Here is a 13,153-nt window from a genome sequence, read left to right on the forward strand (position 1 = left end):
GTGGGTACGGGCAACCCGGACATCAATGAGGGCGAGGTTCCAGGTAGCACAGCAACCGACCAGGATCCGATGCCCCGACCGGGAGCCTCGCCGTGCTGTCTTACCCCGCCACGATCCCGCTGTCCAGCCGGACCCCGCCGGGCGCGTCGCAATCACCGCCGGCAGCAACCCGGCGCGGTCGTTAGTAGTTCTCTACCTAGCTTGGTAGAGTTCCACCATGCCCCCCGAAGTACGGATGACCCTGTCCACCCAACTCGTCCTGCGAACACTCCTGGAGCGCCCCAATCAGGAGCTCTACGGGCTGGAGATCTGCGCAGCCGCTGGCCTCGCCAGCGGCACGCTCCACCCGATCCTGGCTCGGCTGGAACGCATCGGCTGGTTGCAGTCGCGCTGGGAAGACCGCGACCCGCACGAGGCCGGGCGGCCACGCCGCCGCTACTACTCGCTGACCCCGCACGGGGCCGAAAAGGCGCGCGACGCCCTCGCGCGTGCGTCCGCGACCGTGAACCGCCTGACGGCCCTGCGACCGGGGCTGTCCGGGGGGTGCGCATGACCGGGGCGGACGGCGAGCGCCAGCCGCTGCCCGCACCGCGGTCGAAGCCGCCGACCAGCCACCACCAGACACCCGACGCCACCGACGAGGTACTGGTCCGCGTGCTGACCCAACTGCGGAGCGATCGGCGCGTAGCCGGGATCCCCCCGTGGCACGCATCCCCCGGTGGGCCGCTGCCGCGACGCGTGCCGGGCAGCAACCCGATGAACCTTCCTGCCTGGGCTGGGCAGTACGCTCCGCAGCACGTGATGCGGAATCCCACCGCCATCGCCACGAACGCCAGCCACTACTTCCGCGGCTACCGGGCCGGGACGGAACGAGCGTTCAGAGCCGGTGGGGCGTCTGCGGCGGTCCTTCCAGCCCCCATCACCATCACCGCGCGGGCTCGTCCGGCACGACCGCGGACGCGACCCGCCGCGATCCGCCTCCTCACGATGGCACTGCGGATCATCCCCGAGGTGGAGCGCCCCCGGTACGGCGAGGAGTTCTGGGCGGAGCTCGCCGAACTGGACGGACTGCTGCGTCAACTCGCCTACGCCACACGGCTGCTGATCTCAGCGCCATCGCTTCGCCGAAGCCTTCGCGAGAACCCCTGGCACGATGAGGGAGACCAAGGATGACCTCCGCGCGAAGGCTGAGCATGTTCATCGCCAGCGGCGGCGTGCTTTCCGTCCTCGCCGCGGCGGGCTGGCCCATGGTCGTCCTGCTCCTCGTGACCACGGGCATGGCGGTAAGCCTCGTCGGCTGGGTCGTCAACGACCGAGAACGCCCCGAACGCCTGGCACTGCTCATCCGCGCTGCTCGCCAGTCCCCCGTGCCTATCCGATCGATCAGGTCACGTCCCCCCACATGAACCCCTCGCCCCGGGCCCCGGCGAGGCCGCGAGCCAGAGGCATCCGTGCGGGTTGTCGCCCTACTTCATGGAACTGAGCAGCCCGATGTCGGGCCGCAACGCGCCGTCCTGGCCCAGCGACAGGAAGTCGGCCTCGACCACGGCCCGCTCGAGCACTCCCGCCCGCACCGCCTGGTAACGCACGGCTGACCAGAGGAAGACGTCAAGGTTGTCGAAGCGGCTGTCGCCCTCGACGACCTCCTCCTCGTGGAACCAGAGGCCGACCCGCCCGTCGGTGAGCACCACGTAGAGGTTGCCGCTGCCGTCGGCGCCGATCGGGTAGACGTCGTCGTCGGTGAGCTCCGTCTGGTAGTCGGCGTCCAGGATCCCGCAGTCGTTCGCGGCGAAGTCGAACCCGTAGGACCAGTCGTACACGTCCAGGAACTGGGGCATACGCCCCGACCGCACGCGACGGTCGAATGCCGCCAGCGCCGTAGCGGACGCTGGCGGGAGGCGGTCGAGCATCGGCGCCACCGGCCGGGTCTCCACGGGAACGGTGACGGGAGAACGGCCGGAGAGCCACCGTGCGAGGTCGGCGTCGAGGTCGCGCTCGACGTAGCCGATCAGGTCGTCAGGTGTGAGCGTCACCGGCGGATGCTAACCGGGACCTCCGACGCTCCTACGGCGGACCTGACCAAGCTGCACTGCTCGCCGCGCCGTCGTCAGGGCGGCGGCCTGCCGCCACTGTGTCTGAAGCCGACGTCGGGCCGGCATCTGTCGTTCGCTGAGCGTGAGAACGTCGCGTTGCTCAAGCCCGGGACGAGGGCGTGCAGGGGAAAGCCGGGCTGCGCGCCGGTGACCCGCCGGTGTGGCCGCGACCGCGACCACACCGGCGGATCCGGCTACCTCACCGACGGGCTATCTCGGACGCCGCATCACAGTCCACTACATTGGCCCGACCTCGGGCCGCCGACCGTGTTCGCCGCCCCGCCGTTCACCGGTGGCGGCTGGTTTCCGACACACCGCAGCGGCCCGTCGATCCGGTTTCCGGAAACCAGGATCGGGGTGCCGCCGGTACGGTTGTCGACCAGGCTGACCGGCCCGGTCACCCGGGTCCCGCCGATCAGGACCCGGCCGGTGGCACCGGTGACCGAGACCGGACCGTCGACCCGGCTGTTCGTCAGCTCCACCACCGAGGCCCCGGCGGCGGCCACCGGTCCCGTCACTGCGGCGTCGAGCGCGACCAGTCCAGCGCCCTTCTCGACGCTCACCAGCCCGAACACCCTGGCACCCGGCGCGAGACAGGTCACTGCGGCACGGACCAGCAACGGGCCTCGGTGCTCGCCGCTCACCACCTGGCCGCAGGTCTGGTCGGTGACCTCCAGCTTCACCGGGAGCGTCACCAGGGAGTTGGCGGGGTCGTCGCTGGTTACGCAGAGCTGGGCCCGGTACGTGCCGGCGGCCAGCCCGGTGCTGTCCAGGGAGATCGTCACCTCGCTGGCCTGGCCGGCACCGGTTCCGGCGGCGATGCGCGTCGTCCTCAGCCACGGCACCTCGTCAGGCGTCACGCATGGTTGCAGGTCCGGCAGCCGTACGTGGGTGATGAACCGGGCCGCGCCCTTGTCGTTCTTGACCCCGACCAGGTGATTGGCCCGGTCGATCTCGTGAACACCGCGCGAGCTGGTGGTCAGGATGTTGCCGTTGCCGAGGGGGTGGACGCCCTGGTAGCCGCTGCCGCCGGGCGCGTAGACGCCGAGGAGCCTGCCGGCACGGTCCAGCTCCCAGACTCCGGCGGTGGAGCCACTGCCCCAGCTCGCCGCGAGTACGTTGCCGTTGGGCAGCTCCACGAGCTGGCCGGGCCAACTCAGCCCGCTGAAGAAGCGGGCATTGGCGCGCGAGCCGTCCTTGCTGAAGCTGTGGATGGCGTCGCTGTCGCTGGCCGAGACGAGCATGTCGTCGCCGCGGAAGAGGATCGACCACGGCCCCTTGAGCCCGTCCGCCCCCGGCGCGACGAACCTGCCCAGGTACTTGCCCTCGGCGTCGAACTCGACCACGGAGTTGGCGTTGTCCCCGTTGGCGACCGTGACCAGGACGGTCCCGCGCGGGGAGAGCGCGATGCCCCGGGTGTTGGTCATGATCGCCGGGTCCCGCACGCCTGCGGTCGGGGCGAAGACGCGGCGGAACCTGCCGTCCAGGCCGTGCTCGGTGATCACCGAGTTGACCTGGTCGGACATGAGGAAGCCGCTGCCGTCCGGCTTGGCGATGATCTGGAACGGCGTGTACAGGTTGGTGGACGGGTCGAACGCGGTGTGCGGGATGAACTGCGGGTCGATCAGGTTCCCCGAGTGCGGATCGAACGCCATCACCCCGCGGGTGGCGCTGCCCGAGTTGGGGATCAACAGGACGCCGTCACGCAGGAGCCGGATACGCTCGTCGTCCGGGCCCGCGTTCGGGTCGTCGAGCCGCCAGTCCAGTACTCCGTGCCCGGCGTTGCGTACCGTGAACGACTGCTTGGTGACCATGCCGGCCGGCTGCCGGGCCGAGAGCGACCGGGGTGCCACCTCGATCTTCGGTACCGGCACCACCGTCAGTTCCAGCGCGATCGCCGGTGTGGGCTTCTTCGGGTCGTTGCTGGCCAGGCACAGGTCGGCTCGGAACACGCCGCCGTCGTCGAGGCCGGTCGAGTCGAGGGTGACCTTGATGTCCTGGCTGCTGAACGGGGCCAGCGTTCCCTTTGCCGGCGTCACCTTCGCCCATGCCGGCCAGGAGCAGCCGGTACCGTCGCCGGTTGCCTGCCAGGTGAGCTCGGCTCCGCCGGCGTTGCCCACCTTGACGGTGTGGCTATCGGTCTGCGCGACATCCAGGCTGCTGCTCAGCGTGGCCGGGTCCAGGGTCAGGTCCGGGGACGCCGGCAGGACGGCGACCGGAAAGTGCGCCTGGGCGATCGGTTGCCCGTCCGACCCGTGCCGGGCGTCGGTGGTCAGGTTGATCGCGCCGAAGAGCCAGTCCTTGCGGGGTGTGCCGGTGACGTCCAGGGTGACGGTCAGCTCCTGGCTTGCGCCGGGCGCCAACGTGAACTGCGTCGGCGTGACCGTGATCCGGGCTCCGGCCGGGGCCTGCGCCGCCGCCCGGTAGGTCGCGTCCACGGTGGCCACGCTGGACACCGTGCGGGTGAAGGTGCAGACCTTCAGGCAGTGGTGTTCGATGACGGCCGGCAGGTTCAGCGTCTGCGGGTCGCCACCGGACTCGGGATCGGCCGCGGCGAAGTTCTCAGCCGTCTCGTCGAGCACGAGCCCGGTGCGGGCGGCCTGCCCCAGGTTGATCCGGCCGGAGCCGATGTCGAACGCGTCGGCTGGCGTGACACCGTCCTCCTTCACCACCCCGTCGCGGTCTGCGGTGACCGCCAGCGCGGAGCGGATCCGCGTCGGTGACCAGTCCGGGTGCAGGGCCGCCAGCAGCGCGCCGGCGCCGGCGACGTGCGGCGAGGCCATGGACGTGCCCTGCATGAAGGTGTACTGGGCCGGGTTGCCGGCCGCCCCGATCGTGGCGGCGAGGATGTTCCGGCCCGGGGCGGCGACGGTGGGCGCGAGCATGTCGAACCGGCTGGGCCCGCGCGAGCTGAAGTCGCCCACCACGTCGGTCCAGTCCCCGTCGCGAAGCACCTCGCTGCCGGCGCCCACCCGCACTGAGACGGGCCCGTCGGTGGCGGCCAGGTGGGCGCGCAGCCGCTGCCCGTCGGCGAGGCTGACCATCACGGCGGGGATGGCGCTCCCCGTGAGTGCGCCCATGGTCAGCGGCGGTCCGCCGTACTGGGTGTGCACGACCACCCCGGTGGCGCCGGCGGTGGCGGCGTTGCGCACCTTGACGGAGAAGTCGCAGCCGCCTCTGGGGATCAGGGCGACCCTGCCGCTGAACGCCGCCGACGGGAAGCCCGCGCAGCCCTGCGCGTTGTCCGGGTCGACCGTGCCCGCGTACCGGATCTCTCCCTCGATGGGCGGGCTCGGTGAGCCCTCCCCCAGCACGGCGGCGACGCCGGTGAGCGCCGGCGGGGCCGGCGTCGGCCCCGTCACGTCGAGCCGGTGGGCGACGACCCGCTCGTGGCTGACCGCGGCGACGGACATGTTCCACGGCGCGGTCTTCGCGACGGTGCCGGCGGCCGGGCCGTTGTTGCCGGCGGAGGCGGCGACGAAGATGCCGGCCGAGTAGGCCTCGAGGAACGCCTGGTCCACGAGGTCGTTCCACGGGTTGTCGCGCCCGGAGATCGAGTAGTTGAGCACGTCCACACCGTCGGTGATCGCCTGGTCCACCGCGGCGATCGTCGCCGAGGAGTTGCAGAGCGTCGTCACGCAGACCTTGTAGGAGATGATGTTGGCCCGTGGTGCGACCCCGGAGATGGTGAGGGTGTGCGAGTCCGCGCCGACGGTGATGGTCGCCTGGTGCCGGTTGCCTGCGGCGGTCGAGGCGGTGTGGCTGCCGTGACCGTGGTCGTCTCGGGCGTTGGTGCCGGCGGCCATCGACCAGGCGCCGATCAACTTGTCGTTGCAGATCGCCTCGGGGCGTGGGTGGGTCGGTGCGCAGACGCCGACGTAGTTGCCCGTGCCGAACGGGTTGGTGTGCCGGTAGCCGTCGCCGTCCACCGCCGCGAACGACGGATGTCCGGGATTCACCCCGGAGTCCAGGACTCCGACGATGACGCCCTCGCCCCGGGTCGCGACCTCCCCCGCGGTCTGTCCCTGCCAGACGGCGGCCGACTGGATCAGCGCGTTACTGGTGTCCGTCTCCAGGGTGAGTGCCTCATCGGGTACGACCGCGGCGACTCCCGGCAGGTCGGACAGGTGCTGGGCCTCGTCCGCGCTGACCGCGACCGCCAGTCCGTTGATCACGTTCCGGTACGTGTGGGCGACCCGCACGGAGCGGCCCAGGGCGGTCTCGATCTCGTCCACCAGCACGTCCTGCTGCCGCGCCAACTCCTTGGCGTAGGAGGTGCTCGCGGCGGACCGGGGGTCGATCCTGCCGGTGCGTGCCGTGGTCGCCCTCGAAGCGGCCACCAACGACGGCTTGTCCATCCGCAACAGCCAGAGCCCGCTCTTGGGCTGCGGAAGCTCGGGTGCCGGTCGCTCGGGCGCCGCGGGTGCCGCAGGTGTCTCCTGGCCGTCCGGTAGCGGCAGGCGGGAGGGCGCCGCAGCGGCGGGAACGGCGGTCGCGGCGAGCAGCAGGATGCCTGCGGCCACCGACGCGACCAGCCGAGTGCTCGCCCTGCGGGTTGGGAAGGTTCTTCGATAGAGCGGCTGGGCCACCGTGAGCTCCTTATGTCACCGATCGGCGCGATTGGTCCGTGTCTCGCGGCCTCACCAGAGCGGGGAGGTGCTCAGTGCGACAGGGTGCGATCGTGTGACAACCTAAGTGATCACGAGAGGCTCGGCAATGACCTACATCAATCGGCTCACCCCACCGGGGCCTCGCCGGACGACCGCGCGTCATCAGGTGGTGCGCGTGGGCCCACCCTCAGCGGGCGAGGACGTAGGCGAGGACCGCCACGCCGCCGGACACGACCAGTGCGCTGCCGGCGGCCAGCAGGGCGGCGCCCTCCGGGGGCCCGAGGTGGGTGGGCAGCCGGACGGTGCGGTACCGGCGTCGGGCCAGGGCGGCCACCGCGACCGCGACCGGCGTGCAGGCCAGCACGAGCGCTGCGGCGAACGGATGACGCGGCAGCAGCTCACGGCCGACGGCCACCAGCACGGTGGCAGTCGCCAGCGCGGTGCGCAGCCAGGCGAGCAGGGTGCGTTCGGCCTGCGCGCCCCGGTCGGCGTGCCGCTGCAGCTCCATCAGGTCAGCACCACGACGGCGATCGTCACGCCGGCCGCGACCACCCCCACCGCCGACGCGACCGCGACGGGGGTGGACGGCAGCGGTAGCTGCAGCCGCAGCGCCCGCTCGTTGCGGCTCCACCGGGGGAACGCCTCGGCAGCCACCACGACGGCGAGCACCGCCAGCACGACCGCCGCCCACTGCGAGTCGTCCGCACCGAAGGCCTTGACCGCCGCGGCGGCCACCATGAGGCCCAGCGCGGTCCGCAGCCACGCGAGGAACGTGCGTTCGTTGGCGAGGGTGAACCGCGGGTCCGGCTCCGTGCCCAACCCGTAGACCCGGCGCGGCCAACGGCGGTCGGCCGGTCCTGTCGGCTCGCTCCGGCCGGCCGGCCCTGTCCGCTCGCCCGGGCCGACCGGCGTGGGAGATGACCCGCCCGTCACCCCGCGACCGGCGCCGGGGGCTGCCACGGGGTGTCTCCACATTCCCGCTGGACGCGGGCGAGCTCCTCGGTCAGCGCCGCCCGGGTCTCGGCGTACGCGGGGTCGTCGTAGACGCTCCGCATCTCCCACGGGTCGGCTCGCAGGTCGAACAGCTCCCACTCCGGCTCCTGCGGCGTCGCGGAGGTGCCGGGCAGGCCGAGCCCGTCGGCGTAGTAGTAGACCAGTTTGTGGTCGTGGGTGCGCACGCCGTAGTGCGCCCACACGTGGTGTTCGTCGTCGTCGTGCTCCCAGTAGCGGTAGTACACCGACTGCCGCCAGTCGCCGACGGCCTCGCCGCGTAGCAGCGGCCGCAGCGAGCGCCCCTGCATGCGGGGGTCGGCCGGCACGCCGGCGTAGTCGAGGAACGTCTGGGCGAAGTCGACGTTCATGGTGAGCGCGTCGTTGGTGGAGCCGGCCGGGATCTCCGCCGGGTAGCGGATCATGAACGGCATCCGCAGCGATTCCTCGTACATGAACCGTTTGTCGTACCAGCCGTGGTCGCCGAGGAAGAACCCCTGGTCGGAGGTGTAGACGACGATGGTGTCGTCGGTCAGGCCGTGCTCGTCGAGGTAGTCGAGCAGGCGGCCGACGTTGTCGTCGACGCTGGCGACGCAGCGCAGGTAGTCCTTGATGTACCGCTGGTAGGTCCAGAGCGCGGCCTCGTCGGGATCCAGGTGGGGCGGCAGCATCTCCTTGATGTCGTGGGCGGTCAGGTCCCGGTCGACCCGCATCCGGGCGGCCCGGGCGGCGGCGGCGTGCCCGGAGTGGTCGTCGTCGAACGAGCCCGGCACGGCCACGTCGTCGACGTACATGTCGCGGTGCTTGTCGTCGGGTTCCCAGTTGCGGTGCGGCGCCTTGTGGTGGACCAGCAGGCAGAAGGGGCGCTCCGGGTCGCGCTGGTCGAGCCAGTCCACGGCCAGGTCGGTGATGATGTTCGTGCAGTAGCCCGGACGGACCCGTTCGGTGCCGTCCATCCCGATGAAGACGGGGTCGCGGTAGCGGCCCTGGCCGGGCACGACCTCCCAGTGGTCGAAACCGCGGGGGTCGTGCTCCGGGCCGTGCCCGAGGTGCCACTTGCCGATCAGCGCCGTCTGGTAGCCGGCGCGGCGCAGCAACTCGGGGAAGACGAGCTGCCGGTTGTCGAACTCGGTCGACAACGTCTGCACGCCGTTGACGTGGTTGTAGGTACCCGTGAGAATGGTGGCCCGGCTGGGCGCGCAGAGCGAGTTGGTGCAGAAGCAGTTTTCCAGCAGCGCACCGCCGGCCGCGATGCGGTCGATGTGCGGCGTCTCGTTGATCTTGCTTCCGTAGGCGCCCACGGCGTGCGCGGCGTGGTCGTCGGCCATGATGAAGACGATGTTGGGCCGCACGGGTTGTTCCTTTCTGGAGCGGTTGAGGCTCAGGACGCGTACGCGGCGGCGTCGTAGTAGGTGCTCGGGTCCACCGCGTTCGGCAGCTTGCCGAGGTCCTTGAAGAGCCCGTTGAGGCTGGTGAGCCACCCGGCGACGGTGCCGTCGGTGGACTTGGCGGCAAGCTCGGCGGACGTCAGGAACCGGGCGTTGGTGGCTTCGGCGCGCAGCTGGTCGACCGGTGCCGACTTGAGGAACTTCGCGGTGAGCTCGACGGCCCCGTCCACGTCGGCCGCCCGCTCGTCGTTGGCGGCACGCAGCACGGCGATCACCTTCTTCACCAGTTCCGGCTTGCCGGTCACCACGTCGTTGCGCCCGACGTAGGCCGACGGGAAGCTGATGTCCGGGTAGAAGTCCTCGTTCTTGGCCAGCTCCCCCAGGCCCGGCACCCGCTTCTTGATCGTGCCGATGAGCGGGTACCAGATGCCGGCCGCGTCGATCTGGCCGGAGCCGAACGCGGTGACCACCGTGCTGGCGTCCATCGCGACCTTCTGGACGTCGTCGATGGAGAGCCCGGCGCGGCGCAGAGCCAGCCGCACCATCATGTCGCCGGAGGTGCCCTCCGGCACGCCGACCTTCTTGCCCTTGAGCGCGGCGATGGAGGTGATGCCCGGCTGGGCGATGACCCGGTCGGCGAAGCCGAGCGAGTTGATGGCGACGACGCGGGCCTTTCCGGAGGCCGGCAGCCACATCGCGCCCGGGCCCAGGTAGCCGAAGTCGAGGTCGCCGGCGCCGAGCGCCTGCACCTGCAGGGGCCCGTTCGTGAAGACCTTCAGGTCCGGCTTGAGGCCGTGCTGGGCCCACAGCTTCTTGTCCTCGGCGATCGCCATGAGGCTCGCGCCGGTGAAGTCCGCGATGTAGCCCAACTTGACCGCTTCGCCGCCGGCGGCTCCGGACTGCTCGTCGTCGCCGCAGGCGGCGAGGGCGGCGGCGGTTCCGAGGCCGGCGAGGCCGGCCAGAACGGCGCGACGGGACAGAGGGCTCATTGTGATGCACCTTCCTGAGGGGTCTGGTGGTAGACGGCGCGCCAGACCCGATTGCGGATCCGCGAGAATTCCGGCGAGAGGCGGACGGCCTCGGTACGCGGGTACGGCAGGTCGACGTCGATGACCTCGTACACCCGCCCCGGCCTGGCAGCCATGACGACGACCCGGTTGGCGAGGTAGACGGCCTCGTCGACGTCGTGGGTGATGAACATGACGGTGCGTCGCTCGGAGCCCCAGGTGGCCAGCAGCTGATCCTGCAACTGCACCCGGGTGAGGGCGTCGAGGGCGCCGAAGGGCTCGTCCATGAGCAGGATGCCCGGGTCGACGGCGTAGGCGCGGGCGATCGCGCAGCGCTGCCGCATGCCGCCGGAGAGCATCCGGGGCAGCACGTCCGCGAAGTCGGTGAGGCCCACCAGGTCGATGAAGTGCTGCGCCCGGCGTCGCCGCTCGGCCCGCGCGACCTTGGCGATGCGGAGACCGAACTCGACGTTCTGGCGCACGGTCAGCCAGGGGAAGAGCGCGTACTGCTGGAAGATGACGCCGCGGTGCGGGCTGGGCCCGCTCACCGGCCGCGAGTCGACGAGCACCTCACCGCCGGTGGGCTCGATCAGGCCGGCTGCGATGTTCATCAGGGTCGACTTGCCGCAGCCGGACGGCCCGACCACGGTGACGAACTCGCAGTCGGCGATGTCAAGGTCGACGTCCTGCAGCGCGTGGAACGGTTTGCCGCCCACGTCGAAGACGCGGCTGGTGGAGCGGAAGGAGATCTTCTCGGTCATCGACGTTCCTGCCATCCGGTGAGGCGCTTCTCCGCGACGAGCAGAAGCCGGTCCATGATCAGGCCGAGCACGCCGATGGTGATCAGGCCGACGAAGATGCTCGGCAGGTCGTAGTAGATCTGAGCCTGCTGCATGCGGTAGCCGAGGCCCTCCTGCGCGGCGATCAGCTCGGCGGCCACCAGGGTCGCCCACGCCGCGCCGAGGCCGACGCGCATGCCGACCAGGATGAACGGGGTGGAGGCGGGAACGACGACCCGGCGGAACACCACCGCGTCCCCGGCGCCGAGCACCCGGGCGGCGTTGATCAGGGTGGCGTCGACGCCCACCACGCCCTGGTACGTGGACACGACGCAGGACAGGAACGCGGCCAGGAAGATGACGAAGATCTTCGGGGTCTCCCCGATGCCCATCAGCAGGATGGCCAGCGGGATGACGGCCAGGGGCGGGATCGTGCGGAAGAACTGCACGTAGGGCTCGATCAGGCCGCGCGCCGTGCGGTACCAGCCCATGAGGAAGCCGACCGGCACCGCGAGGGCGCTGCCGAGCGCGAATCCGATGAGCACCCGGCGCAGGCTGGCGAGGCTGTCGTCGAGCAGGGTGCCGTCCATGGCGAGTTCCCCGGCGCGGACGGCAACCGCCCGTGGCCCGGGAAGGCCCGACACCCCGGCCCGGGCGAGCACGGTCCAGATGCCGATGCCGAGCACGACGGCAAGCACGTTCCACACCAGCAGCGGCACGGCGCGGCGCGGCGGGGACGCCGCGCGGGTGGTTTCCGGCCCGCGGGTCCGGGGCGGCTGAACGTCTATCGGCACGGTGGTCCTCCGTAGCCCAGGGCGGATGTCGGCGCCCATGCCCGGGAGGCGGCGCTCAAGGTAAGGGAATCTTGAGCGCCGTGATTAATCCTGTCAACCCTTCGGACTAAAATTGCCGAGCCCAGACCGCTGCCCCGTGCTCGCAAGGCCGCCGGCCTCCGGCCACACCGGCCCATGGGTGACGCAGGGGGACAAACGCCCGCCCCCGCCGCAGGGCTGCCCGACGGGCCACTGCGCCGCACGCCGCCGGACCGGCACGCGGGCGGAGGCGTCGGTCATGATGGTGCGGTGATCGAACGCCCGGATGCCATGCAACGCGTGCGGCTCGCGCACACCGAGACCCTGCTTGCCCAGCTCCGCAACGCCGGCCCGCTCAGCCGGGCCGAACTCATCCGGCTGACCGGGTTGTCGCGCACCACGCTGTTCGACATCATCGGCGACCTCATCGCCCGCGGCGTGGTCGTCGAGCGCGAGCCGGCGCTCTCCGGCCACCGTGGCCGGGGGCGCCCGTCCACGACCGTCAGCCTCAACCCGTCCGCCGGTCAGATCATCGGCATCGACCTCGGCCGGGCGACGATCACCGTCATCGTCGCCACCCTCAGCCACGACATCCTGGCCCGTGGCAGCCGCGCTGTCACGCTGACGGCGGGCCCGGCCCGGCGCGCCGACGCGGCGATCAAGCTGACCGACGACCTCGTGCACGAGCACGACATCGACCTGCGCGCGCTGGAGGCGATCGGCCTCGGCCTGCCCGGCCTGGTGACCGACCGGGGCCGTCCGGCCGGCGGCAGCCCTTCGGCGGCCGCGAAGCAGGTCAGCGCGCGAATCCAGGACCGGTACGGCGTCGCCGTCGTCACCGACAACAACTCACGGCTGGCGGCGCTGGCCGAAGGCACCTGGGGCGCGACCCGTGACGTGCGGGACGCCATCTACGTCCGGTGGAGTGACGGCGTGGGCGGGGGGCTGATCGTCGACGGCCGACTCGCCCGCGGCGCCCACGGCGCCGCCGGCGAGATCGGCCATGTCAGCGTCGAGCCCGACGGCGAACCCTGTCCGTGCGGCGGCCGGGGCTGCCTCGAGCTGCTGATCCGCCCGGCGGCCCTCATCGAGCGGTGCGCCCGCCGCGGCGTCACCGTCGCGGACCCGTCCGACCTGGTGGCGCGGGCACGCGCCGGCGAGCCGACCGTCCAGGACGTGGTCCGGCATGCCGCGACGCTGCTCGGCCGGGTCCTGTCGGGGATGGTGGTGCAGTTGGACCCGGGCAAGGTGGCCATCGGCGGCACCCTGGCCCACGCCGGCGACGCGGTGCTCGAGCCCGTGCGGGCGGCGATCGGTCAGCTGGCGATCCCCCGTCACCCGCGCCGCCTGGACGTCGTGACCGCCCAGTTCGGCGACGAGGGCGGCGCTCTGGGCGCGGTCGCGGCCGCCCTACGGCTCAACGTGTCCGAGCCCTTGCCGGCCCTCCCCACGGTGTAGGACCGGCGCGTCGAAC

At 71.6% G+C, this 13,153-nt stretch carries 12 protein-coding genes; 4 read left to right on the top strand and 8 right to left on the bottom strand.

Annotated elements, in window-relative coordinates; translation table 11 throughout:
* The first annotated feature begins 217 nt into the window (after positions 1–217).
* Genes ACH4T9_RS24630 through ACH4T9_RS24640 form a run of 3 tightly spaced genes read left to right on the top strand, consistent with a single transcriptional unit; the run spans position 218 to position 1,406 of the window.
* Positions 218–553, top strand: coding sequence for a PadR family transcriptional regulator (locus ACH4T9_RS24630; protein ID WP_387021889.1), 336 nt, complete (start codon positions 218–220; stop codon positions 551–553).
* A complete protein-coding gene (locus ACH4T9_RS24635; RefSeq protein ID WP_396673706.1) occupies positions 550–1,173 on the top strand; it encodes a hypothetical protein in 624 nt (207 codons plus the stop codon). Before ACH4T9_RS24630 ends, ACH4T9_RS24635 begins: the two co-directional genes overlap by 4 nt.
* A complete protein-coding gene (locus tag ACH4T9_RS24640; RefSeq protein ID WP_396673707.1) occupies positions 1,170–1,406 on the top strand; it encodes a hypothetical protein in 237 nt (78 codons plus the stop codon). The genes ACH4T9_RS24635 and ACH4T9_RS24640 overlap by 4 nt, the downstream gene beginning before the upstream one ends.
* A 60-nt stretch (positions 1,407–1,466) precedes the next feature.
* Here ACH4T9_RS24640 and ACH4T9_RS24645 read toward each other — a convergent pair whose 3' ends face one another.
* The 8 genes from ACH4T9_RS24645 to ACH4T9_RS24680 form a co-directional block, all read right to left on the bottom strand.
* Positions 1,467–2,033 carry a hypothetical protein gene (locus tag ACH4T9_RS24645; RefSeq protein ID WP_396673708.1) on the bottom strand — a complete coding sequence of 189 codons (567 nt, stop codon included), beginning with the start codon at positions 2,031–2,033 and terminating at the stop codon, positions 1,467–1,469.
* Between the two features lie 287 nt (positions 2,034–2,320).
* Complete coding sequence (locus ACH4T9_RS24650; RefSeq protein WP_396673709.1) at positions 2,321–6,682, bottom strand: S8 family serine peptidase; 4,362 nt, start codon at positions 6,680–6,682, stop codon at positions 2,321–2,323.
* 208 nt (positions 6,683–6,890) lie between these two features.
* A complete protein-coding gene (locus ACH4T9_RS24655) occupies positions 6,891–7,211 on the bottom strand; it encodes a DUF202 domain-containing protein (RefSeq protein WP_396673710.1) in 321 nt (106 codons plus the stop codon).
* Positions 7,211–7,522 (bottom strand): YidH family protein, encoded by a 312-nt coding sequence (locus ACH4T9_RS24660; protein WP_396673711.1) that lies wholly within the window; start codon positions 7,520–7,522, stop codon positions 7,211–7,213. Before ACH4T9_RS24660 ends, ACH4T9_RS24655 begins: the two co-directional genes overlap by 1 nt.
* 110 nt (positions 7,523–7,632) lie before the next feature.
* Positions 7,633–9,045: a sulfatase gene (locus ACH4T9_RS24665; protein ID WP_396673712.1), complete on the bottom strand. Its 1,413-nt coding sequence runs from the start codon at positions 9,043–9,045 to the stop codon at positions 7,633–7,635.
* 29 nt (positions 9,046–9,074) lie between these two features.
* Positions 9,075–10,070: an aliphatic sulfonate ABC transporter substrate-binding protein gene (locus ACH4T9_RS24670; RefSeq protein WP_396673713.1), complete on the bottom strand. Its 996-nt coding sequence runs from the start codon at positions 10,068–10,070 to the stop codon at positions 9,075–9,077.
* A complete protein-coding gene (locus ACH4T9_RS24675) occupies positions 10,067–10,849 on the bottom strand; it encodes an ABC transporter ATP-binding protein (RefSeq protein ID WP_396673714.1) in 783 nt (260 codons plus the stop codon). The genes ACH4T9_RS24670 and ACH4T9_RS24675 overlap by 4 nt, the downstream gene beginning before the upstream one ends.
* A complete protein-coding gene (locus tag ACH4T9_RS24680; protein WP_396673715.1) occupies positions 10,846–11,661 on the bottom strand; it encodes an ABC transporter permease in 816 nt (271 codons plus the stop codon). Before ACH4T9_RS24680 ends, ACH4T9_RS24675 begins: the two co-directional genes overlap by 4 nt.
* Before the next feature lie 288 nt (positions 11,662–11,949).
* Between ACH4T9_RS24680 and ACH4T9_RS24685 the strand changes: the two genes are divergently transcribed.
* Positions 11,950–13,137: an ROK family transcriptional regulator gene (locus ACH4T9_RS24685; RefSeq protein ID WP_396673716.1), complete on the top strand. Its 1,188-nt coding sequence runs from the start codon at positions 11,950–11,952 to the stop codon at positions 13,135–13,137.
* The last annotated feature ends 16 nt before the right edge of the window (positions 13,138–13,153 follow it).

Origin of the sequence: Micromonospora sp. NPDC020750 (assembly GCF_044334565.1) — a bacterium.
Lineage (GTDB): Bacteria > Actinomycetota > Actinomycetes > Mycobacteriales > Micromonosporaceae > Micromonospora.